The sequence below is a fragment of the Lentisalinibacter sediminis genome, from assembly GCF_040706615.1.
GTDB lineage: Bacteria > Pseudomonadota > Gammaproteobacteria > Steroidobacterales > Woeseiaceae > Lentisalinibacter > Lentisalinibacter sediminis.
The window spans coordinates 78,174-100,290 of record NZ_JAPDRF010000005.1; the positions used below are offsets into that span (position 1 = coordinate 78,174).

The window sequence follows — 22,117 nt, forward strand, 5'->3', positions numbered from 1 at the left end:
ACATCATGAAGCCGAGACTCCTCCTACTGCCCCTGACATTCGCCACTCTCGCCCTCGCCGCCTGCGGCCAGGAGAGCGAGGCGCCTGCGCCGGATACGGCGGATACCCGTTCCGCGACGGAAGAAGCGGCTCCCGCCCCGGAGGCGGCCGTGGCCGAATCTGCTGCGCAGGAAGAAGCCCAGCCGGTGCTGGAATCGGCCGGCGAGACAGCCGACGAAGCGCCGGCGGACGACCGCGCGCTGAGACTGGCGGGCAGCGGCGGCAACAAGGAACAGAGCGAGACCCGCTTCACCGAAGGCAGACACTACGCCCGTCTGATGCCCGCCCAGCCGACCGTGACCGGCGGCGACAAGATCGAGGTGGCCGAGGTGTTCTGGTACGGCTGCGCCCATTGCGCCACGTTCGACCCGATCATCGAGGACTGGGCGGACGACATCCCTGCCGACGTGGTCTTCGTGCGCATCCCGGCCGTCTGGAACCGCACGCTGCAGACCCACGCCCGGGCGTTCTACACCGCCGAGGTACTGGCCAGGACAGGCGCGCTGGAGGACCACGAGGGCCTGCACAAGGCATTCTTCACCGAGTATCACGGCAACGGTAACACGCTGGCCTCCGAGGGCCGCCTGAAAGAGTTCTTCGCCCGCTTCGGCGTGGATGAGGAGAGCTTCGACAAGGCCTGGAATTCATTCGAGGTAGACCAGAAGCTGCGTCGCGCCGCCGACCTGAACCGCCGCTACGGCGTCACCGGCGTGCCGGCCATCGTCGTGAACGGCAAATATCGGACAGGCGGCCAGGAAGCCGGCGGCTACGACACGCTGCTGGAGGTCATCGACGAGCTGGTGGCCGCCGAGCGCACCTGATCGACCAATCGCCCGGTCTTTGCGCAGCGTCGTCACGCGACGTCACCAACGGGAATGGCTCGCCGGCCCGGCGCCGGCCCGGCGAGAATGAAGACCGCTGCCGCTCGGGCCGAGTTGCAGCGGTCTTTTCGTTTTGAGAGTGTGCCGGAGCCCGACCGGCATCGAACGGGGCGCCCGACGCCCTCCGAAGGAGAGACTATGGACGCGCTTGCATTCAGCCTGAAGACCGCCGACGGCAAAGAACGGACCATCGAATTCCCCCTGCACCCGGAGACCGGCGACCCGGCGGCGGTCGGCGACATGCTGGAGGCGCTGCTCGAGACACTCAGCGAATACGTGACCGCCGACACGCCGGTGAGCAACGGCGACGTGGTGCAGGCGCTGGCCATGGTCACCTCCATCCGCCTCGGCATGCTGCCAGTGCCGATGGAGAGCGCCCGGGCCCTGTTCGACAGCCTGCTGGAGCAGGCGTCCGCGGCGGAGCAGCAATGGCACGCCGGCGCCGGCGGCCGAGCCTGAGCGCGCCCGGGGACCGCAGCCCGATGCCCGCCGGCCGTACGGCTCGCCGCCCGGCTCCGGCCGCGGTCAGGGGCTCGGCACTGCTTGCCTTCCTCGCCATCCTGATTGCCGCCGCGCTACCCGCGCCAGCGGCCTCGGCCGCGCCGGCCGAGGCCCGCTTCGAGGCCCTGGCCGAGCGTTATCTCGACGAGATGCCGGCGCTCTCGCCGGTCACTGCCACCCGCCTCGGCGATCATCGCTTCGACGGCGAGCTGGACCGCATCACGCCGGAGGCCCGCGCGGCGGAGGCCGTGTTCTATCGCGGCGTGCTGGAGGAACTGGCCGCCATCGACCGAAACGCACTCTCCCGGGCCGCCCGGGTGGATGCCGGCCTGCTGGAGCATGAGGCACGCTATGCGATCTGGCGGCTGGAGCAGCTCCGCGACTGGGCCTGGAACCCCCTCGACTACACCGGGCTCGCGGGCAGCGCGATCTACGCTCTCATGGCGCGCGAGTTCGCGCCGCTCGAGGAGCGTCTGGCGGATGCGACCCGCCGGCTCGAGGCCATGCCCCGGTTCCTGACAGAGGTCCGCGCCACGCTCGAGCCGTCCCGCGTGCCGCCCGTGCACGCCGAGACCGCCGTCGCCCAGAACCGGGGCGTGCTGACGGTCATCGACGCCATGGTGCTGCCAGCCGCCGACGCGCTGGACGCCGATGCGCGGCAGCGGCTCGAGGCGGCGGTGGACGCTGCCCGGGCCGCCATCGGAGAGCACCAGGTCTGGCTCGAGGAGACGCTGCTGCCGGCGGCCGCCGGCGACTTCCGGCTGGGCCGGGAGCTGTTCGAGCGCAAGCTCGCCTTCGCCCTGGATTCGCCCCTCGGCCGCGCCCAGGTCCGTGAACGGGCGGAACGGGAATACCAGCGGGTGCGGGGCGAGATGTACGAGGTGGCGAAGACCGTCTACGCCGAGCACTACCCCTACACCCAGTTCCCCGACACGCCGACGGAGCACTTCAAGCAGGCCGTGATCCGCTCCGCCCTGGAGGTGGCCTACGGCGCTCTGCCGGAACGCGGCGAGATCGTCGAGGTGGTGAAGCGCCAGCTCGCGCAGACCACCACCTTCGTTCGCGAGAAGAACCTCGTGCGGGTGCCCGAGGAGCCCATCGAGATCATCGTCATGCCCGAGTTCCAGCGCGGCGTCGCCGTGGCCTATCTGGATCCGCCCGGCCCCCTCGACAAGGGCCAGAAGACCTTCTATGCCGTGGCGCCCCTGCCGGCGGAGTGGACCGAGGAGCAGGTGGAGTCGTTCCTGCGAGAGTACAACCTGTATTCGCTGCAGGACCTCACCATCCACGAGGCCATGCCCGGGCATTACCTGCAGCTGGCGCACGCCAACGAATACCCCTCCGTGCTGCGCTCCGTGCTGTCATCGGGCCCGTTCATCGAGGGCTGGGCGGTGTATGCCGAGCGGCTGATGATCGAGGAGGGCTACCTCGGCGGCGATCCGCTGATGCGCCTCATCAACCTCAAGTGGTATCTGCGCGCCGTGGTCAATGCCATCCTGGACCAGGCGATCCACGTCGACGGCATGACCCGTGACGAGGCCATGCGGCTGATGGTCGAAGGCGCCTTCCAGGAAGAAAGCGAAGCCGCCGGCAAGTGGACCCGGGCACGGCTCACCTCCGCCCAGCTGTCCACCTATTTCGTCGGCTACCAGGAGCACGCCGACCTGCGCCGGGAGGTGGAGGCGCGCCAGGGCGAGGATTTCAGCCTGCGCCGCTACCACGACAGGCTGCTGTCGTTCGGCTCGCCACCCGGACGCTACGTGCGGGCGCTGATGCTGGATGAGCCGATTCCCGAGCCTGTTGCCGGGCCGCTCACCGGGCCGGGCCCGAAACCGTCGCCCGCCGGCACGCCCTGACCGCCCGGCGCCAGCGCCCGGCCGGATACGTTCACGCGAGCACGAGCAGGAAGAAGGCGGCCAGGCAGAGCGTCTCGGCGAGCACCAGGCCGATGGCCTTGGGGCCCACGGCCGCGAGTTCCTTCAGCGAAGTCTTCATGCCCAGCGCGGCGATGGCGGTGACCAGGCAGCCCCGGGAGAGGCCGATCAGCCAGTCCCGCGCGCCCTCGGGCACCAGCCCGTAGCTGCCGACGACCACCAGCACCACGAACACGATCAGAAACACCGGCAGGGTGGAGCGCAGCGTGCCGCCGGTGCTGCCGGAACGGCGATGGGTCACCGCCAGGATCAGGAACACCACCGGCACCAGCATGGAGACCCGCAGCAGCTTGGTGAAGGTGGCCACGTCGCCCGCCTCCTGGGACACCATGTAGCCCGCGCCCACCACCTGCGCCACGTCGTGGATGGTACCGCCCAGGAAGATGCCGGCGGACGTGTCATCCATGGCGAAGGAGGAGACGATGATCGGATAGACGATCATCGCGATGGTGCTGAGGCCCGTGACGGCGACCACGGTGAAGACCGTGTCCCGCTCCAGCCGGGCATGCTTCGGCAGCACGGCGGAGATCGCGAGCGCGGCCGAAGCCCCGCAGATCGCCGTCGCACCCGCGGTCAGCATGCCGAAGGACCTGGGCATGCGCAGCAGCATTGCCAGCGCCAGCCCGATGCCGATGGTGCCGGCTACGCCGGCGACGACCAGCACCAGCGGCAGCGTGCCCAACGCTGCGATGTCGTCGAAGGTAATGCGCAACCCCAGCAGCGCCACGCCGATCCTGAGCACGCGCTTCGACGAGAACTCGATGCCCGCGGCCGTCCGGGTCCCCGGCTCCGAGAGGAAGTTGAACGCGATCCCGAGCAACAGCGCGAGCAGCATGACCGGCCCGCCGTAGTGCTCGGCGACGAACTGGGCCGCCATGGCGACGGTGACGGCGATGGCCAGCCCCGGCAGGATGCCGAGGGCAGTGTCGACGAATCGCGAGGCGGTGGGATCGGCCGGCATGGTGCCGGGGAGCCTACGGCCAGCCGTCCGCGGAAGCAACCGATTGCGGTCGACCCCCTGTGACGTATTGAGTTTTCGCAATACCCGCCCCCCGCAGAGGGGCATAGAATGAAGTCGGGTGTGAGTACGGGCTGGCGCCGCTGCCGGGACGACGAACGCACCCGGCAGCCTCGACGCCGGCGCGGAAAGCAGAATTGTGAGCAGAACCGGATGGATCCGGAGAGGCAGAGAACCATGGCAACCACGAACACCGACTTTGACAAGGAACTGAACCAGTTGCGTTCGGACATGGCGGACCTGCGCAAGGACATGGCAGCGCTGGTCAAGACCATGAAGGAGGCCGGCGTCAGCGAAGGCCAGCACCTCTACGAAGAGGCGACCGAGCGGGCAAAGCACGCCCGCGACGAGGCCCGCAAGCGGGCCACGGACGCCTACGGCGCCATCGAGAAGGAGGTGGAGGAGCGCCCTTTGACGAGCATCCTCACCGCTTTCGGCACCGGCTTCGTCATGGGGCTGATCCTGGACCGCAGACACTGAGCGGCGCCCTCGTGGAAGGACTCCACAGGCTCGCCGCCCGTATCGCGGAGCGCTTCCGGACCTGGTGGCAGCACCAGGCCGTGGCCGCCGTGCTGCTGGCGGTCTGTGCCGTGATCGCGCTGGCCGCGATCGGCTTCGCCGTCATGTCCGGCTACCTGGCCCTGAGCATCGCCATGCCCGCGTGGGCGGCGGCGCTGGTCACGGCCGGTACCCTGCTGGTGCTGGCGCTGATCGCGGGACTGGTCGCGAACCGCTACGCGCGGCAGCCGCTGCGCCAGCCCCACGGTCCCCAGGCCCGTCAGTCCCGTGACCGACGGCCCGAGACCCCGCCGGTGGAACTGGCGGCCCGCATGGGCCGCAGCCTCGGCGAGAATCTCAACCGCCGCGGCGTGCGCTCCGCCGACGTGGTGATCGCCGCCCTCGTGGCAGGCGTCGCACTGGGCGTCGCACCCGCGCTGCGCGAGCGCTTCGGCAGCACGGACGACGACGAGGAGAGGCAGCCGGAACGGCGGCGGCGCTGACGGCCGGATGACCGGCCGCACGACACAACCCCCGCGGTGGATGACCGTGTTCGGGGCCGTGCTGCTCACGGCCCTGGCGGTGCTGCTCGTGTGGCCGGGCTCACCGGTCTTCCTGGTCGCCTTCTCGGCCCTCCTGGTGGCGCTGCTGCTGGATGGTCTCGCCTACCTGCTGATGCGGCTCGTGCCGGTGCCCGCCACACTCGCACGGCTGATGGTGGTCGCACTGCTGGGGCTCGCCATCCTGGCCTTCTTCCTCCTCGCCGGTCCACGCTTCAGCGAGCAGGCCTCCGAACTCGCCGACCGGCTGCCCGCCGCCATCGATCAGGTTCGCGATGCGGTCTCCCACCCCCCGCTGCAGACGCCGATCGAAAACCTCGATCCCGGCGCGCTCGCGCCCAGCGGCAAAGACATCGTGGCGGGCATCACCGGCGTCTTCTCCACCGTCTTCACCCTGATCGCGAACATCGCCGCCATCCTGGTCATCGGCCTGTACCTGGCCCTGCAGCCCCGCATCTACGTCCGCGGCGTGCTGCATCTCGTGCCGGAGAACAGGCGGGAGCGGGCGCGGGAGATCCTCTTCTCGCTGGGTCATGCCCTGCGCTGGTGGCTGGTGGGGCGGTTCGCCTCGATGGCAGGGGTGGGGCTGCTGACCACGCTGGGGCTGTGGCTCATCGACATGCCGCTGGCGCTGGTGCTCGGCGTCATCGCCGGGCTGTTCTCGTTCGTCCCCTACATCGGGCCGATCACCTCCATCGTTCCCGCGCTCCTGATCGCACTCACCGAGTCCCTGCCCATGGCGCTGTGGGTCACGATGGTCTACGTCGCCGTCCAATTCATCGAGGGCAACTTCCTCACGCCGCTGATCCAGCGGCGCGCCGTCTCGCTGCCACCTGCGGTACTCTTGCCGGCACAGTTCGCGCTGGGGCTGTTCTACGGCCTGTTCGGGGTGCTGCTGGCCACGCCGCTCGCCATCGCGGTGATCGTGCTGGTGCAGATGCTCTGGGTGCAGAGCGTCGTCGGCGAGCCGATCCGGGTGCTCGGCGACCACAGCCCGCCCGCGCGCTGACGACATCGCAGCGAGGAAGACGTTCATGGGGAGACGCACCGGGCTCCGCGCCGCACTCGCGCTCTGGCTGGCGGCGACTGCCGCGCCCGCGGCCCCGGACATGGGCATGGGCATGGGCAACAGCAATGGGGGCCGCATGCCGCCAGTCACCACCTCGGACTGGCAGGAAGCCGTGGTCAGCGTCACCGACCTCGATCGCACCGCCCGCTTCTTCCTGGAGATCGGCGGCTACGAGGTGAAATGGCGCGGGGCCCTCGGCGAGGACGCCGTCGCCGCCTGGGGCCTGCCGAAGTCGGCGGCCGGGGAGGCAATGCTCATCGGCCCGCCCGGCTACGACAGCGGTCTCGTCCGGCTGGTGCGCTTCGATAACGCGGGCCCCGGGGTGCCGATGCGCCCCGGGTCTCGCGCCTGGGACACCGGCTGCTACTTCAGCCTCATGGTCCGCATGAAGGACATGGAGGCCGTCTACGCTGATGCCATCCGCCTCGGCTGGTGGACGGAGACCCCGATCACCTCTCTCGAGTGGGGTACCTCGAAACTGAACGTGGTCATCTACCGGGGTCCGGACGGGATCCAGGTGCAGGGCTACGAGCGCCTGGCGCCGCCGCTGCCCGACGCCATCCCCGACTTCGAGCGGATGACGGGTCCGTTCAACGTGATGCAGATGGTGCGCGACCGGGACACAGCATACCGTTTCTTCACCGAAGTCCTCGGCTTCGCCACCTTCTACAGTGGCCCGCCCTATGTCGCCGAGGAGCCCACCCCGATGCCGCTGGGCATCCCGGTGAACCTGACGACCGAGATCCCGTACCGGGCCGGGATAGTCTTCCCCACGCCGGGCGAATTCGGCCGCATGGAGATGATCGAGATCATGGGGCTGGACGGCCGGGATTACGCCGACCGCTGCCATGCGCCCAACCTCGGCATCCTGGCGGTGCGCTTCCCGGTCGAGGACGTCGAGTCGGCGCTGGCGACCATCGAGGCCCGGGGATGGACGATCGCCGCGCCGATCCGGAAACTAGCACTGGAACCCCGGGGCGCCGTGCGTCTGTTCGACGTGAAGACGCCGGACGGCGCTATCGTCCAGTTCTTCGACAGGGCGCCGGAATAGCGGCCACGGCGCCTCGGCGCGCACACCCGGACAGGAGGAGGGAGACCGGATCATGACCCTGACACGAACCATCATCGCCACGCTGTTTCTGCTGCTGCTCGCCGACGCGGCGCTGGCCCACGAAGCAGAAGGCTTCGCCGGCGGCTTCGTCAGCGGCCTTCTGCATCCGCTGTTCGGCTGGGATCACGTCGTCGCCATGGTCGCCGTCGGCCTGTGGGGCGCGTTTCTGGGCGTGCCGGCCATCTGGCTGCTGCCGGTGGTATTCCCGCTGGTGATGGCCGTCGGCGGCGCGGCGGGCGTGGCGGGCATGCCCTTGCCCGCCGTGGAAGCGGGTATCGCGGCATCGGCCCTCGTGCTGGGCGCCATGGTGGCCCTGGCCGCGCGGCCGCCGCTGTGGGCCGCCGCCGTTATCGTCGGCGTCTTCGCCGTATTCCACGGTCACGCCCACGGCACCGAACTGCCGCACGCGGCCAGCCCGCTGGCCTACAGCGCCGGCTTCGTCATCTCGACCGGCCTGCTGCATCTCTCCGGCATCGCCCTCGGCCTCGCCGCGCGCTGGCGCGCCGGGCGCGTCGCCATCCGGGCCGGTGGCGGAGCAATCGCGCTTGCAGGGGTGGGCTTCCTGACCGGCGTGCTGTGATAGCGAGGGCCACACTCCTCCTCGCAGCGGCCCTGGCCGTCCTGCCGGCCAGGGCCCACGCCCACAGCCCGGTGGAGGGGATGAACGAGTTCTATAACGGGGTGCTGCATCCGCTGCTGGTGCCGGCCCACATACTGCTGATACTCGCCACGGGCCTGTTCCTCGGGCAGCGCGGGCCGCGGGAGAACCGGCTCGCCCTGCCCGCGTTCTTCCTGGCCGCCGCGGCGGGTCTGGCTCTCGCCGGATCCGGCGCGGCTCCGGAGACGGTCCGGGGGTTACTGCTGGCCGGCACGATGGCCATCGGGCTGCTGACGGCTGTCGGCCGCAGGGCGCCGCTACCGCTCTACCCGGCGGCGGGCGCCTTCGCGGGTTTCTTCCTCGGACTCGACTCCGCGCCAGAGGCGCTGGAAGGGCGGGAGCGGATACTGGCGCTGGTCGGCACGGGGGTCGGCCTCAACCTGTGGCTGATCTACGCCTGCGGAGTCGCGGATTTCTTCAGCAAGAAGCCCTGGCAGCGCATCGGGCTGAGGATCCTGGGCTCGTGGGTGGCCGCCAGTTCCATCCTGGTGCTGGCACTGACCGCCTCGTCCCGCTGACCGCACCCCGGCGAGCGGCGTACGAGGCCGCGGTCACCAGGAACGTTCGAAGATCAGGCCGATGATCGGGAACGCCTCCTCTTCCTCAGCCACATTGATGCCCCGCCGCGGATCGAACTCCTGCGAACCGGCACCCGGACCGCCGTAGACGTTGATGACATCCAGGAAGGCAACCAGATCCACCGGGCCGAGCGTGCGGCGGTAATCGATACGGATGTTCAGCGAGTGATAATCATCCAGCCGGAGCGCATTCTGGCGAGTGAGTTCCTTCGAATAGCGGAGCGGTTCGCCCGGCCCGAGGACGTCCGCATGGATGATGAAATCGTCGGTCGGCCGCCCGGTTGCCCATTTCCAGCGTGCACCCACCTTCCAGCGCTCGTTGATCTCCCAGCTGCCGCCGATCGAGAAGAAGTGCTCCCGGTTGAAGTCGGTGTCGTACTCGCCCAGTCCATCGTTGTCGTCGATGCGGGCATTGTTCCAGGCGTAGACCACGTTGCCGAACCAGCCGTCGGCAAAGCGCCGGGAGAGAACCACGTCGAGCCCGAGGTTGGTGCCCTCGCCGTCGTTCGTGACCCGGCCGCTGGCACGGCCTTCCTCGACCACCAGATTGTCGAGCCACTGGTAATAGGGTTCGACGAGCAGCGACCAGTTGCGGCCGAAGTCCTGCTCGAAGCCGATGCTCAGGTGAGTGATGCGCTCGTTCTCGATGTCGAAGTTGTCCGGGCTCGCGGAGCGGACCAGGAACCGGGGCGACTGATAGAACAGGCCGGCAGCGGCCGATAAGCGCAGACCGGACTCGAGCCGCCAGTTCGCTGCAAGACGGGGAGAGACGAGCGACTCGTCGGCGAAGCCGTCGCGGTCATAGCGAAGCCCGGCTCTGAGGTCCCAGCGCCCGAATTCGAAGATCTGCTCGCCGTACGCCGCATAGCTGACCTCCCGCGCTTCGTACACCGCGTTGATGTTCTCCGGCGTCCACGTGATGTACTGCTGGCCCGGCGGACGCGGGTCGGTCGAGCGGTAGACGAAACGGTCCCAGTCCTCGCGGAGGAACGTCGAGTAATCGACGTCGGTCTGCCAGACGCGCAGACCGGCCGAACCCTGACCGAAGCGGTTCTGCGTCACGTAATCGCTGCGCCAGCCCGTCTCCGTCTCTTTCTCCGTGACGGTGACGAGGCGCTCGCGCACCGGGACTGCCCCGGCCGGCGTCCCGTCCGGCACGAGGTCCGGGTAGGCCTCGCCCTCCGACGAGGTCTTGTCGTTCGCCCGGACATACACACGGTTGGTCCATTCGCCGCTCTCCCCGACCAGGCGCCGCCAGGTGAGCCCCGCCAGGTACAGGTCCTGCTCGGCGTCGATCAGGGACACGTCCTCGAAGTCCGGCGATTCGAGCACGTTGTCGATGTCACGCGTGTATTCCTCGGGGGCGTAGATGCCCAGGAACTCGACCGTGTTCCTGCCGTCCAGCTCGGTCACCGTCTTCAGCACCACATCGGTCAGCTCGGGTTGCCCGATGTCTTTCTCGTCGATCGTGTCGAAGACGCGGCCGAAATCGAAGTTCCGCGCCGTCAGGAACAGGGTGGTCTCGTCGTGGACGCCGCTGGGTCCTTCGTAGCCGACTTCGACGCCGGCGATGTCGACCCGCAGGCTCGCGCTGGGCGTCGGCGTGCCCCCGGCCACGTCGAGCATCAGCAGGGAACCGGCGCGTCCGCCGTAGGCGGCGCTCCAACCGCCCGGCGAGAACTCCGCGCCCGTGATGGAGTTGGGAGCGAAGATGGAGAATCGGCCGCCGCCACCGATATCCTCCTCCTCGCCCAGGGTCTGGTCGAAGTGCACCACCCGGTCGAACGGCAGACCGTCGATGAAGATGAGATTGTCCCGCGGTCCGCGGCCACGGACGGAGAAATTCGCGAACTCGCCGGTGGAGACCAGTCCCGGCAGGCCGTCCAGCGCACGCATGACGTCGCTGCCGGCGCCCACGGCGCTGCGCAGCTCCTCACGGTTGAAGTAGGAATTACTGACTGCGCCGTACGGATCGGCGACGCGCGCGCGGGCGCGCACCACGATTTCGTCGATCGCCTCTTCCATGGCGAGCAGCTCGAGGCCGAGCGGCGTCGTCTTGCGGCGGACGATCCGCACGCTGGGTTCGCGGGCGGTCACCAGGTCCGGGCCCTCTGCCGTCACCGCGTAGAGACCCGGCTCGAGCACGTCGAACTCGACGATACCCTCCGCCGTGGTCACGCCCTCGACGGTTCTGCCGTCCCGGTCGGTCGCGGTAACGCGCACGCCGGCGAGCGGCCGTCGGGTCTCGGCGCTGACCGTCTCGATCAGCAGACCGCCCGGCTCTTCCTGGGCTGTGGCCGTGGCCGAGAGGCCGATCAGCAGGGCCGCTGCGAAAACCCGAAAGGTGTTTGTCATTTCCTTGCACTCCATGAGTGGTCGAACGGCTGATATCTCCGAACCGTGAAGTGACTCCCGGTGGACGAAGCCGGCCGCGGCTAACCTGAGTCTGTTCGATGGAAGAGGATGCGCCGATGCAGAGTCCATGGCTCCCCGCGTGGCTTTACCGGCTTCTGCCGATGCTCTATCTGGCCGGCGGCGCGCTGATGTTTCATTGGTTCGGCGACGAGACCATCGGGCGATTCAGCGGCCTCCTGCTGTGTGCAGCCGGCCTTCTGATCTGGGGCCTGAGGCTGTACGCGCGCAGAGCGGCTGCCCGGCGAGATCCCTGAGCGTGTTCCGCGGGCTCCGCGGACGATCAGCCGAACAGCCCATCGACGAACGTAGCCCAGCCGGCGGAGCCGGCGATGACGAGCTTCGCGAACATCGCCGCTGCAAAGAGCGCGACACCGGTGAGACTCGCCCAATGCGGCCGACGTCGCGTGCGGATGTCGTAGACGATCAGCGCTGCCAGCAGCGCCAGTTCGATCACCAGAATCATCGGGACGGGGAGCCCGGCGGTGGCGACCAGACGCGCGACGGCCGGATCCATGATCAGTATCCCCGCAAGCAACATGAAGCGCTTGTGCGCAGCCGGGTTGTGCCGATTGACGAAGGCGAGTGCGAAGGCCGCCGTGAAATTCACGATATCGGTGAACGGGAACATTACCGATGCCGCGGGCGACAGGCCGGCGATGCTCCAGTCCGGGCGGGCGTAGGCGCCGCCGATGACGGCGAATCCGAGCACGACGATGGCCAGCGCGAGGATGAGACTCGCCGCCCCGATGCGCCGGTGCAGCCGCGCGTTGCCGGCGCCGATCAGCCGCGCCTGGGCGATGAACAGCACGAACCAGCCGGCGAATATCGCACCGTGAACGTGCAGCAGCAGCGGGATCGCCGCCGGCCCGCCCGGTCGCGAAAACGCCGGGGGCACGAAGCCGGCGATAACCAGGGCGAGGAGCACGAGACCCATCAGCGGAAAAAAGATCTCGCCGCGTCGGGCGTTCGCGGTCATCACCACATCCCGATCGTCAGCGGCCGGCACATCGCGGACCGGCTTTCCGGCGGAGAGATCACGAGCGAACATAAAAACTATCCTTGACGCCACCGCGGGCCCGGAACGACGGTAGTATAGTCGACTCGATTCCCCGGTTGCCGCGGCAGACGAGTCGTCGCAAACTGGCCGAATGAACACGACTCTCCACCGTACCCGGTTGCCTGCGGGCGACGACGGCCTGATCCGACTCGCACCGCGTGCGCGCCCTCGTCACCGGTGATCGGGCGTGCCCTCTTGTTCGGACTCGCGCTGATGACGTCTGCAGGAACCTCGTCCGACGCCGAAGACGCCGCACCGGCGGGCCGGCTGATTACGGACTTCACCCCTGCCAGCGCCGATCTGGGCTGGTACGTCGTGAACGACAACGTCATGGGCGGGCGCAGCGAGGGCGGGTTCGACCTGCAGCCGGGGGAGCTGCGCTTCGCGGGCCGCACCAATACGAGAGGCGGCGGCTTCAGCTCGATCCGCACCGGGCCGCTGCAGCTCGACCTGTCGCAGTTTGACGCGATCCGCCTGCGCGTACGGGGCGACGGGCGCCGCTACACCTGGCGCCTGAGCACGGATGCCCGTTATTTCGGCCGGCCGGTCGCCTACTGGGCCGACTTCGATACGGTCGCAGGCGCCTGGCACACCGTCGACGTGCCATTCTCGCATTTCGTGCCGAGATTTCGCGGCACCGAGCTGGACGGACCGCCGCTCGACAGCAGCGCCATCACGGGCATGGGCCTGATGATCTACGACAAACGCGACGGCCCGTTCGAGCTGCGCCTGGCGAGCGTCGGTGCCGTAGCCGTCCAGCCTCCATTCTCGCTGGATCAATATCGGTGGCGGAAGCGCGTGCTGGTGGTCAGCGCCCCGCAGCGGGACGACCGGCAGCTGCAAGATCAACTGGACGCGGTCTCGGCAACGCGCGACGCGTTCGAGGATCGCGACATGCTCCTCGTGGTCCTCCTGGACGATGGCGCATCGACGGCGGGCGACCGGATCCTGACAAGTGACCAGGCCGCCGCGGCGCGCGAAGCCCTCGGCATCCGGCCGGAGTCGTTCGCACTCAGGCTGATCGGGAAGGACGGGACGGTCAAACTGTCCAGTGGCGATGTTGCGCCGATGGACGGGATTTATGCCCTCATCGACGGGATGCCGATGAGGCAAAAAGAGATTCAGGACCGCTAGCGCCGATTCGCAGCGAGAAGGGGGCCGGGAAGGGTAGCCGTCCTCCGGGATCAGATCGGCACCGCCAGGGTGCGTCGGTTTGCTGCATTGCACCAACTGCAGGCGGACCCCGTCCCTGCCGGCCCGCCGAATAAGGGATTCGTCGGGTCATATGCCTGGCACGTTTCTTGCTGAACTTGTCCGTTGCCCTGTCCGCGGTAGACGCAGGACGAGAGGGCGTCGCGTCTTCATGCACGACAGATCATGCGCTTGCCGTCCCTGAACCATCTGCGGACCTTTCAGCTGGCAGCCCGCCACCTCAGCTTCAAGAATGCTGCGGAAGAGCTGTTCGTGACGCCCTCGGCCGTCAGCCATCAGGTCCGCGCCCTGGAGGGCCGGCTCGGCGTCACGCTGTTCGACCGCAAGACCCGTTCGCTGGAACTCACGGAAGCCGGGCAGGCCTATTTCTCCATCCTCGACACACTGTTCGCTCGCCTGGAATCGGAGACGGATCAGCTCCGCGACCGCTACGGGCGCGATATCCTGCGGCTCTCGCTGCCGCCGTTCTTCGCCAGCGAGGCACTGCTGCCGGCGATCGCTTCCTACCAGGAACAGCATCCGGACACCGATATCCGCATCGTGACCCAGCCGAGCAGCATGGACGTGCACCCCGCAGAAGCGGACATCTCGATCCTCGTGGGGAATGGCCAGTGGCAGGGTCTGGAGGCACACCGTCTGTTCGCCCATCGCTTCGTCGTGGCGTGTGCACCGTCGCTGCTCGCCGAGACAGGCCTGCGGTCCGCTGATCAGCTCGACGGTCAGACACTGATCGTGCACGAAGGCAGGCGTAACGCCTGGGACCGCTGGAGCGACTCCGTCGGCGTCCCCAGGGTGCGCCCGGGCAAGCTCATCCGCCTCGACTCCATGTCGGCCATCGCCCGCGCCGCCGAGAAGGGACTCGGCATCGCGCTGGTGTCGTGGCCGCTCGGCAAGGCCTGGTTCGAATCGGGCGGCCTGACCCGCGTGTTCGAGCAAGAGTTCGACACCGGCGACAGCTTTTTTCTCGTCCTCAGACCGGAGGAGAGCGCCCGCCAGGAGGTCCAGAACCTCAAGACCTGGCTACTGGACAACTTCTACACGGACGAGTGAGCAGGATTCGTGTGCCGACGAGAATTGCACGTTTGTCGCCGCAGCGTGTGCGCCATAGGCTGAATCGCGTCCCTGGAACAGCCGTCGCAAAGGAGTTGCCCGATGAGTCGTATTTTGCCGAGAGCAATGCTGGTGTTCGCTTTGTCGGTCAGTGGGGCCGGACTGGCGAGCGCCGGTGCAACGGAACGCGACGCGGTCGAGGCCTGTACCGCCAGGCTGATAGAGACCATCGGCGAGCGGCAGGGCGAGCCGCCGGCCTACGAGATAGCCGGCCGTTACGGCACCGAGGAGGACTTCACCAGAAAACTGTTCCAGTCACCGGCAGGGGCCCGGAATTACCGCTATACGCTCGAAGTCACGGGCAAGGCGGGCGGCCCCGTTCTCTGGAAGGGCGTATGCGTGGTCGACACCAGCGCCAGAGTCAGATGGCTGCGGATCACCGAAGCGGCGGCGGACTAGGCCCGATACCCGGCATTGCACCGCGATGATCCATTGCTCAGCAAAAATCCCGGGTCCGGCGTGCTGCGGATTCTCTCCCCCGAAATCCGCAGCCGCCGACCCTGGGTACCTGAGCGTCTCCGCATCGGGCAACCGATCCCTTTATCCCTCGGAACCCCGGTAAAACCCGATCATGGTCTACACCGACGTCTACTTCCTGGGAGCGGCGGGAGCCATGGGAACACTGCTGCTCGCGGCGTCGGTCCTGTGGATTCAGCAGCGGTATCTGCTCAGGCGGGGCAGCCCGCGAGACGGCAGGGCCACCTAGCTTTCGCATCTCCGCTCGGCTCAGGACAGCAAATCCCGTAGCCTGACGCTCTCCGGCGTGCCGCGCGCCGCCGCCATCGCCAGCAGCAGCTCGGCCGTCGCGATCGCATCGGCGAGCGCATCGTGCTGGGAGTAGTGAGGCAGATGGTAGGCGCTGCGCAGCGCGCTCAACTTCAGCGACTGCTGCTCGTCGAGGTGATGGCGGCGGCTGCGCGCCCGGCGCTCCAGGGCGAGGGTGTCCACCAGCGGCACCAGTAGCGGCGCGCCGAAATACCGACGGCACAGCCGGTCGAGCAGGCCCTTGTCGAGGCCGGCGTAGTGCACCACGAGCACACGGCCGCGCAGGACCTCGAGCAGGCGTTCGAGGACATCCGCCACGTTCTCTCCCGCTTCGCACAGCGTGTCCGTAAGACCGTGCACCGTGGCACTCTCGCCCACCTCGCCAGGGGGGCGCACGATGCAGGCCTCCGCCGTACTCATCTCCACCCGTGCTTGCCGGATAAGCACCCAGCCGATACTGAGCATCTCCGCGTTGCGGGCATCGACGCCGGTGGTCTCTATATCCAGGCAGACGAACTCGGTATCGGCGAAGGGCGCCGACGCGGACGGCAACGGCGACGAGAGCAGACGCCCGGGCGCATCCTTTCCCACCCGCCGCCTGGCCAGCCAGCGCCGGAGCTTCAGCGCCGTCTGGCTCATGCCAGGTGGAATCGGTTCAGCAGCGCCGCCTGGCTGGTCCGGATCTGCGAGAAGGCGGCCTTCAGGTTCTGCCGCGCCAGCGGCGAGAGCTCCGACGGAGAAAGGTGGTTGTCCGGCTTCTCGCCCGCGTTCATCTGCCGGCTCTGATGCTCCAGCCGGAGCTTCTCGATGAAATCCAGCGCATCGATGAGGCTCTCGGCGTCAGCGCGGGCGAGTTCGCCCTGCAGCGCCGCGGCACGCAGCCGGTTGCGCGTGCTGACGCGCATCTCGCCGGCGGCGAGGCTGCGGATGCGGGCGGTCTCCACGATGGGGATGATGCCGTGCAGCTTCAGGTTCAGCGTGTTCTTGTGCTCGCCGGATCTCTCCAGCACGAACTGACGGAAGAAACCCAGTGGCGGCTGGAAGTTCATGGCGTTCTTCGCCATCAGCGCAAGGAACAGCTCGTTGTTCTTCGCTGTCTCGCGGATACTCTCCTTGACCTCTTCCACCAGCTCCGCCTCACCGTCCACGGCACGCAGGTCGAAGAAGATGTTCGCATGCATCAGTGCCTTCTCCTCCGGCACCGTGATCCAGCGGGTGAAATGGTCTCTCCAGCCGCTGACGGTGACCCGCCAGCGCGGATTGATGGCCATGACACCGCCGGGGCAATGCACCCAGCCGCAAGCATCGAGCCCGTCGTTGACGATGCGCGCGAGGCGCTCGAAATACACCTCGGCCTCGTCGTCTGCGCCGTCCTCCAGCACCAGTGCGTTGTCCTGGTCACTCACGGCGGACTGCTCGTGGCGCGCCTGTGAACCCAGCGCGATCCAGGCGTAGCGGCAGGGCGGCGGGCCGAGCTCGTCCCGCGCGATGCGGATCAGCTGGCGGGTGACGCTGTCGGTGATGGCCGTGATGAACTTGCCCAGTTGCTCCGCGGCGATATCCGCTTCGATCTGCCCGGCGATAAGGCCGGGCAGCCGGGAACACGCCTCGACCAGACCGTCCACCGAGTGCTGTCTGCCGATGTCGCTCACGAGATAGAGCGGGTGCTCGGTCTCGAGACGCATGAAGTCGCTGCGGGCGACCATGCCCAGCAGCTCGCCGTCGTCGGTGATGGGCAGGTGGTGGATGACGTTCTGCATCATCACCAGCGCCGCCTCGTAGGCATGGGACTCGGCGTCCAGTGAGATCGGGTCCGGGGTCATGATCTCGGCCACCGCGTGGTCCGTCGGGAAATCACCGGCGACCACACGGCTGCGGAAATCCCGATCGGTAACGATGCCCGTCATGCGGCCGCTCTCGGTGATCAGCATGGCGGAGACCCGCTCGGCCACCATCTTCCGTGCCGTCTCGCGGATGGTGGCGGAGGCCTCGATGGTGACCGGGCCACGACTGACCATCTCGCGCACGCTGCCGGCTGCACCGCCCCGGATCTCGCCGGTTACCGGGCGCATGGTGAGCCGGTCGGAGAGTGCACGGATGAACCAGGTGTCGAAGCGCCGGTTATCGCGGCGCAGCGCCTCGAACGCCTCGCCCTTCAGGTGATAGATCAGCGTGTCTTCCAGCGCCACCGAGTGGTTGCGGGTGGGCGCGTTGTTCATGAGCGAGGGGAAACCGAAGCACTCGCCCTCGGCCAGGCGGGTGACCAGGTCGCCGTTGCCATCGGTGAGTTCCACGGCGCCGCTGCGCACGATGTTCAGGTGGGTGTTGGTGACACCGATCGACAGGATGTCCTGCCCTCGGCGGTAGTAGGCGACGGACACCGCACGGGCCGCCCGGTGCAGTCCGGTCTCGTCGAGATGGTCGAAGCCGGGCAATCGACCCAGGAAGGCTTCGATCTCCGGGATCTCGTTCATGGAGCGATTGTTACACGCCTGACCAGGGAAGAAAGAGGGCCGGCGACATCACGGGGATGTCGCCGGCCACGGGGAGAGGCGTCTTGTCGTCTCAGAACCCGTATTTCGTGGAGAACAGGAACCGTGTGAGGTCCCCGTCGAGGCCGGACTCGATCTCGCGCTCCGCGTACATGATCTCGCCACCGATCACGAGCTTGGGCAACGGCTCGTACAGCAGGTTGGCGTGGATACTGTAGACGTCCTTGGTCACGCCGGTGCCGGTGAGCGTCGTGTCGTTGTCGATGGACAGGTACGACAGCGTGAAGCTCGAGCGCCATTTCGGCTGCCAGAAGTGGCGGAACGCCACGAAGCCGCCGAACTGGTCGATGGCCTCCAGGTTGCCGTCGGCATCCAGCACGGCGTCGTTGGCCGTGTTCAGGCCGAGATAGCGGCCCGTGCCGCTGCCGTAGGTCGCCATCCAGCGGATGTCGTCGCGGCCGAACTGGTGCTTGCCCGACAGCGACAGGCCGTAGGCGGTCTCCGTATCGCTCTGCCCGCCGATGTCGTAATCGAGCCGACGAACGAGAGCGGCCGCCTTCAGGAAGCCGTTATCGAGTTCGTGGGTGTAGCGGCCCACGATATCCGGGACAGCGCCATCGTCGGTCAGGATGCGGGCGCCGCCGCCGAACGGCGTGATCGTGGTCTCCGGATTCTCGACCGCGAACTCCCAGGCACCGTTCGTGTAGCGGATCATATCCTGCCGCTGGAACACGGTGCCTTCCGACGGGCCGATGAAGTCCAGCTGGTCCGGCAGCACGCTGACGTCATGGAAGGTCGACCAGGTCTGCCCGATCGTCCAGTTGTTGTACCTCACGAAGGCGTGGCGCAGCCGCGGATTGTAGGAATTGCTGACCCGCTCGTCGCCGCCCGGACTCAGGAAGAAATCCATCTCGATGAAGGCAGAGACCTTGTCGCCGCCGGCCGTCTCGTGGTCGGCGCGGAAGTTGATGCGGGATTCACGTGCCTGGAAATCGGCGTCATAGCCCTCGCCGTCGCCGCCCACCGGGATGGTGGCGGGGATGTAGAACTGGGTGCCGGCGCTGCCCGGCGCGAGGTCTCCCGCCCCGTAGTCGCTGAACATGGCATCGGCCTTGACGTAGCCGCCGAAGGAATAATTCGTCTTGGCCGGCTGCTCCGTCGCAGGCTCCCTCTCGGAGAGCGACGTCGGCCCTTCCTCGGCTTGCTTCACACCGACGAGCTGGCGAACGATGGCCTCCAGCTCCGCCACCCGCGCCTCCAGGCGCTCGATCTTGTCTTCATCGGAGCCCTGCGCGAGAGCGGCGGGCCCGCCAGCGACGAGAACGATCACCGCAGCAAGTGCCGCGGTCGTCAGTCGATTGCTTGGTCTGGTCATTGTTACGGTCCCCCTGACTACTTGTCCTCAAGCGGTTCGATGGTCGCCGATCGGATCGGAAATAGCCATCAGCAAAAACGCGGATACGTCGGTTTCCGGTCCGGTTCTAGACCAATGTCTAATGCTGCTGCCTCCCCGGAACCGCAGAATAGGCTCGGGCGCGGTGTCACCGGGCACCGCCGGCGCAAGAGCGAGCGGAGGCTGGCAATGAACGAGACCCATCCGGTCAACCGGTACTATCGGGAGCACGGTTACGTCGACGAGGAGAAGTACCGGGAGATGTACCGTCGCTCCGTCGAGGACAACGAGGGCTTCTGGGGCGAGCAGGCCGCCATCGTGGACTGGACGAAGCCGTTCACGAAGGTGAAAGACGTCTCTTATGCCGCCGACGACCTGCACATCCGCTGGTACGAGGATGGCGAGCTGAACGTCTGCTACAACTGCGTCGACCGGCATCTGGACGACAGGGGCGACCAGCCGGCGATCCTGTGGGAAGGCGACGACCCCTCCGTAGACGCCACCATCACCTACCGCCAGCTCCATGAGCGGGTCTGCCGTTTCGCCAATGTCCTGAAGTCCCTGGGCGTCGCCAAGGGCGACCGGGTGACCCTCTACATGCCCATGATCCCGGAGGCGGCCGTGGCCATGCTGGCCTGCGCGCGTATCGGCGCGGTGCACTCGGTGGTATTCGGCGGCTTCTCGCCGGACGCGCTGGCCGGGCGTATCGTCGACTGCGACTCCAACGTGGTGATCACCGCGGACGAGGGCCTGCGCGGCGGGCGCAAGGTGCCGCTGAAGGCCAACGTGGACGCGGCCGCGGCGAAGCCCGGCGTGACCAGGCTGGACAAGGTGCTGGTGGTGCGCAACACCGGCGGCGACGTGGCTTGGACCGAAGGCCGCGACGTCTGGCTGCACGAGGCGGAGAAATCGGTGGACGCGGACTGCCCGCCGGAACCGATGAATGCTGAAGACCCGCTGTTCATCCTGTATACCTCGGGCTCCACCGGCCAACCGAAGGGCGTGCTGCACACCACCGGCGGTTACCTGGTCTATGCCGCCTTCACGTTCAGATACGTCTTCAACTACGAGCCCGGCGACGTCTACTGGTGCACTGCCGACGTGGGCTGGGTGACCGGTCACAGCTACATCGTCTACGGCCCGCTGGCGAATGGTGCCATCACCCTGATGTTCGAGGGCGTGCCGAACTATCCGGATGCGAGCCGTCTCTGGCAGGTCTGCGACAAGCATGAGGTGAACATCGTCTACACGGCACCCACCGCCATCCGCGCGCTGATGCGCGAGGGCGAGGGGCCGGTGAAGAAGACCTCGCGAAAATCCCTGCGGCTGCTCGGCTCGGTGGGTGAACCCATCAACCCGGAGGCCTGGGAGTGGTACTACCACGTGGTGGGCGAGGACCGTTGTCCGATCGTCGATACCTGGTGGCAGACCGAGACCGGCGGCATCCTGATCAGCCCGCTGCCGGGCGCCACGGCACTGAAGCCCGGCTCGGCCACGCAGCCTTTGTTCGGCATCCGGCCGGCGCTGGTCGACGGCGAGGGCGAGGCGCTGGAGGGAGCGACGGAGGGCAATCTCGTGATCCTCGACAGCTGGCCGGGCCAGATGCGCACGGTCTACGGGGACCACCAGCGCTTCATCGATACGTATTTCTCGACCTTCCCCGGCCGCTACTTCACCGGCGATGGTGCGAGGCGTGACGAGGACGGCTACTATTGGATCACCGGGCGGGTGGACGACGTGCTGAACGTATCCGGCCACCGCATGGGAACGGCCGAGATCGAGAGCGCGCTGGTAGCGCACTCGGCAGTGGCGGAAGCGGCGGTGGTCGGCTATCCCCATGACATCAAGGGTCAGGGCATCTATGCCTACGTGACCCTGATGGAGGGGATCGAACCCACCGATGAGTTGCTGGCCGACCTGCGCAAGTGGGTACGCACGGAGATCGGGCCAATCGCGACGCCGGACCTGTTGCAGTGGGCACCGGGCCTGCCGAAGACACGCTCGGGTAAGATCATGCGGCGGATACTGCGCAAGGTGGCGGAGAACGACTACGGCAGCCTGGGTGATACGTCGACGCTGGCCGACCCGGCCGTCGTCGATGACCTGATAGCCAACCGCAGAAACCGTTAGGCAATTAATGGGGGAAGCCGCCGGACCCGGAAATGTCAGCGCCCAGCGACAGCACTTTCATCATCGCCGACGACCATCCGCTGTTCCGGGAGGCGATGATCCAGGCCGTGCGCAACTGCGTGCAGGGCGCGTGTGTCGTCGAGGCGGAGAGCCTCGAGACCCTGCAGCAGGCCGTGGAGGCCAGCCCGGAGGCGGATCTTCTGCTGCTGGACCTGAACATGCCCGGCGTGAAGGGATTCTCGGCGCTGGCCTGGATCCGAAGTGCGTTCGCGACGCTGCCCACCGTCATCGTCTCCGCGAGCGACGAGCCGGCGATCATCCGGCGCGCTATCAGTCACGGCGCCAGCGGCTTCATCCCCAAGTCCTCATCCATCGCACGCATCGAATCGGCCATTACGGCAGTGCTCGAGGGCGAGGTCTGGCTACCCGACGGGGTCGACCTGAATGGCGAGCAGCTCGGTGGCGAGGAGGCTGACATCGCGGCTGCGCTGGCCGCGCTGACCCCGCATCAGTTCCGCGTGCTGCTCATGCTTGCCGAGGGTCTCATGAACAAACAGATCGCCTACGAACTGGGCGTCTCCGAGGCCACCATCAAGGCGCACGTGACGGCCATTCTGCGCAAGCTCAGAGTGAGCAACCGCACCCGGGCGGTGCTGGCGATGCAGAAACTCACCATCGACGACCAGTCTTTGTAGC

At 67.6% G+C, this 22,117-nt stretch carries 22 protein-coding genes; 16 read left to right on the forward strand and 6 right to left on the reverse strand.

From position 1 onward, the window contains the following. The first annotated feature begins 5 nt into the window (after positions 1-5). The 3 genes from ACJMKX_RS10715 (at position 6) to ACJMKX_RS10725 (ending at position 3,277) form a co-directional block, all read left to right on the forward strand. The gene (locus ACJMKX_RS10715; protein WP_405224796.1) at positions 6-860 is read left to right on the forward strand and encodes a thiol:disulfide interchange protein DsbA/DsbL; all 855 of its coding nucleotides are present in this window, start codon (positions 6-8) and stop codon (positions 858-860) included. Positions 861-1,058: 198 nt separating this feature from the next. Then, on the forward strand, positions 1,059-1,379 hold the full coding sequence (locus ACJMKX_RS10720; RefSeq protein WP_405224803.1) for a hypothetical protein: 321 nt from the start codon (positions 1,059-1,061) through the stop codon (positions 1,377-1,379). Beyond that, a complete protein-coding gene (locus ACJMKX_RS10725) occupies positions 1,349-3,277 on the forward strand; it encodes a DUF885 domain-containing protein (protein ID WP_405224806.1) in 1,929 nt (642 codons plus the stop codon). The genes ACJMKX_RS10720 and ACJMKX_RS10725 overlap by 31 nt, the downstream gene beginning before the upstream one ends. A 31-nt stretch (positions 3,278-3,308) precedes the next feature. Here ACJMKX_RS10725 and ACJMKX_RS10730 read toward each other — a convergent pair whose 3' ends face one another. After that, positions 3,309-4,316 carry a YeiH family protein gene (locus ACJMKX_RS10730; RefSeq protein ID WP_405224809.1) on the reverse strand — a complete coding sequence of 336 codons (1,008 nt, stop codon included), beginning with the start codon at positions 4,314-4,316 and terminating at the stop codon, positions 3,309-3,311. A 234-nt stretch (positions 4,317-4,550) separates the two neighbouring features. On the opposite strand from ACJMKX_RS10730, the gene ACJMKX_RS10735 reads away from it, so the two are divergent. The 6 genes from ACJMKX_RS10735 to ACJMKX_RS10760 are packed head-to-tail and all read left to right on the forward strand — an operon-like array spanning position 4,551 to position 8,787. Further along, positions 4,551-4,853, forward strand: a complete 303-nt coding sequence (locus ACJMKX_RS10735; protein ID WP_405224812.1) for a DUF883 family protein — start codon at positions 4,551-4,553, stop codon at positions 4,851-4,853. Positions 4,854-4,864: 11 nt separating this feature from the next. Next, entirely contained in the window at positions 4,865-5,374 is a 510-nt protein-coding gene (locus ACJMKX_RS10740) for a phage holin family protein (RefSeq protein ID WP_405224815.1), read from the forward strand. Between the two features lie 7 nt (positions 5,375-5,381). Continuing rightward, the gene (locus tag ACJMKX_RS10745) at positions 5,382-6,440 is read left to right on the forward strand and encodes an AI-2E family transporter (RefSeq protein ID WP_405224818.1); all 1,059 of its coding nucleotides are present in this window, start codon (positions 5,382-5,384) and stop codon (positions 6,438-6,440) included. Positions 6,441-6,465: 25 nt separating this feature from the next. Further along, positions 6,466-7,551 (forward strand): VOC family protein, encoded by a 1,086-nt coding sequence (locus tag ACJMKX_RS10750; protein ID WP_405224821.1) that lies wholly within the window; start codon positions 6,466-6,468, stop codon positions 7,549-7,551. 52 nt (positions 7,552-7,603) lie between these two features. After that, positions 7,604-8,191, forward strand: coding sequence for a HupE/UreJ family protein (locus tag ACJMKX_RS10755; RefSeq protein ID WP_405224823.1), 588 nt, complete (start codon positions 7,604-7,606; stop codon positions 8,189-8,191). Further along, positions 8,188-8,787, forward strand: coding sequence for a HupE/UreJ family protein (locus ACJMKX_RS10760; RefSeq protein WP_405224826.1), 600 nt, complete (start codon positions 8,188-8,190; stop codon positions 8,785-8,787). The genes ACJMKX_RS10755 and ACJMKX_RS10760 overlap by 4 nt, the downstream gene beginning before the upstream one ends. Positions 8,788-8,820: 33 nt before the next feature. Here the strand turns inward: ACJMKX_RS10760 and ACJMKX_RS10765 are convergent, their stop codons facing one another. Next, entirely contained in the window at positions 8,821-11,202 is a 2,382-nt protein-coding gene (locus ACJMKX_RS10765) for a TonB-dependent receptor (protein ID WP_405224829.1), read from the reverse strand. 98 nt (positions 11,203-11,300) lie between these two features. Here ACJMKX_RS10765 and ACJMKX_RS10770 point away from each other — a divergent pair, with 98 nt between their 5' ends. After that, positions 11,301-11,516 (forward strand): hypothetical protein, encoded by a 216-nt coding sequence (locus tag ACJMKX_RS10770; RefSeq protein ID WP_405224832.1) that lies wholly within the window; start codon positions 11,301-11,303, stop codon positions 11,514-11,516. Between the two features lie 26 nt (positions 11,517-11,542). Here ACJMKX_RS10770 and ACJMKX_RS10775 read toward each other — a convergent pair whose 3' ends face one another. Next, entirely contained in the window at positions 11,543-12,238 is a 696-nt protein-coding gene (locus tag ACJMKX_RS10775) for a hypothetical protein (RefSeq protein ID WP_405224835.1), read from the reverse strand. Between the two features lie 276 nt (positions 12,239-12,514). Here ACJMKX_RS10775 and ACJMKX_RS10780 point away from each other — a divergent pair, with 276 nt between their 5' ends. The 4 genes from ACJMKX_RS10780 to ACJMKX_RS10795 all read left to right on the forward strand — a co-directional run bounded on the left by ACJMKX_RS10780 (position 12,515) and on the right by ACJMKX_RS10795 (position 15,347). Next, positions 12,515-13,453, forward strand: coding sequence for a CIA30 family protein (locus ACJMKX_RS10780; protein ID WP_405224838.1), 939 nt, complete (start codon positions 12,515-12,517; stop codon positions 13,451-13,453). 243 nt (positions 13,454-13,696) lie between these two features. Beyond that, positions 13,697-14,581 carry a LysR substrate-binding domain-containing protein gene (locus tag ACJMKX_RS10785; protein ID WP_405224841.1) on the forward strand — a complete coding sequence of 295 codons (885 nt, stop codon included), beginning with the start codon at positions 13,697-13,699 and terminating at the stop codon, positions 14,579-14,581. A gap of 102 nt (positions 14,582-14,683) precedes the next feature. Beyond that, a complete protein-coding gene (locus ACJMKX_RS10790; protein ID WP_405224844.1) occupies positions 14,684-15,040 on the forward strand; it encodes a hypothetical protein in 357 nt (118 codons plus the stop codon). Between the two features lie 172 nt (positions 15,041-15,212). Continuing rightward, the gene (locus tag ACJMKX_RS10795) at positions 15,213-15,347 is read left to right on the forward strand and encodes a hypothetical protein (protein WP_405224847.1); all 135 of its coding nucleotides are present in this window, start codon (positions 15,213-15,215) and stop codon (positions 15,345-15,347) included. A 20-nt stretch (positions 15,348-15,367) separates the two neighbouring features. Here ACJMKX_RS10795 and ACJMKX_RS10800 read toward each other — a convergent pair whose 3' ends face one another. From ACJMKX_RS10800 to ACJMKX_RS10810, 3 genes are all read right to left on the reverse strand, one after another. After that, on the reverse strand, positions 15,368-16,045 hold the full coding sequence (locus ACJMKX_RS10800; RefSeq protein WP_405224848.1) for an exonuclease domain-containing protein: 678 nt from the start codon (positions 16,043-16,045) through the stop codon (positions 15,368-15,370). Next, on the reverse strand, positions 16,042-17,880 hold the full coding sequence (locus ACJMKX_RS10805) for a putative nucleotidyltransferase substrate binding domain-containing protein (RefSeq protein ID WP_405224851.1): 1,839 nt from the start codon (positions 17,878-17,880) through the stop codon (positions 16,042-16,044). The genes ACJMKX_RS10800 and ACJMKX_RS10805 overlap by 4 nt, the downstream gene beginning before the upstream one ends. Positions 17,881-17,971: 91 nt before the next feature. Beyond that, complete coding sequence (locus ACJMKX_RS10810; RefSeq protein ID WP_405224854.1) at positions 17,972-19,273, reverse strand: DcaP family trimeric outer membrane transporter; 1,302 nt, start codon at positions 19,271-19,273, stop codon at positions 17,972-17,974. A gap of 207 nt (positions 19,274-19,480) precedes the next feature. Between ACJMKX_RS10810 and acs the strand changes: the two genes are divergently transcribed. Next, positions 19,481-21,421 carry an acetate--CoA ligase gene (gene acs / locus ACJMKX_RS10815; protein ID WP_405224857.1) on the forward strand — a complete coding sequence of 647 codons (1,941 nt, stop codon included), beginning with the start codon at positions 19,481-19,483 and terminating at the stop codon, positions 21,419-21,421. 32 nt (positions 21,422-21,453) lie between these two features. Then, a complete protein-coding gene (locus ACJMKX_RS10820) occupies positions 21,454-22,116 on the forward strand; it encodes a response regulator transcription factor (protein ID WP_405224860.1) in 663 nt (220 codons plus the stop codon). The last annotated feature ends 1 nt before the right edge of the window (position 22,117 follow it).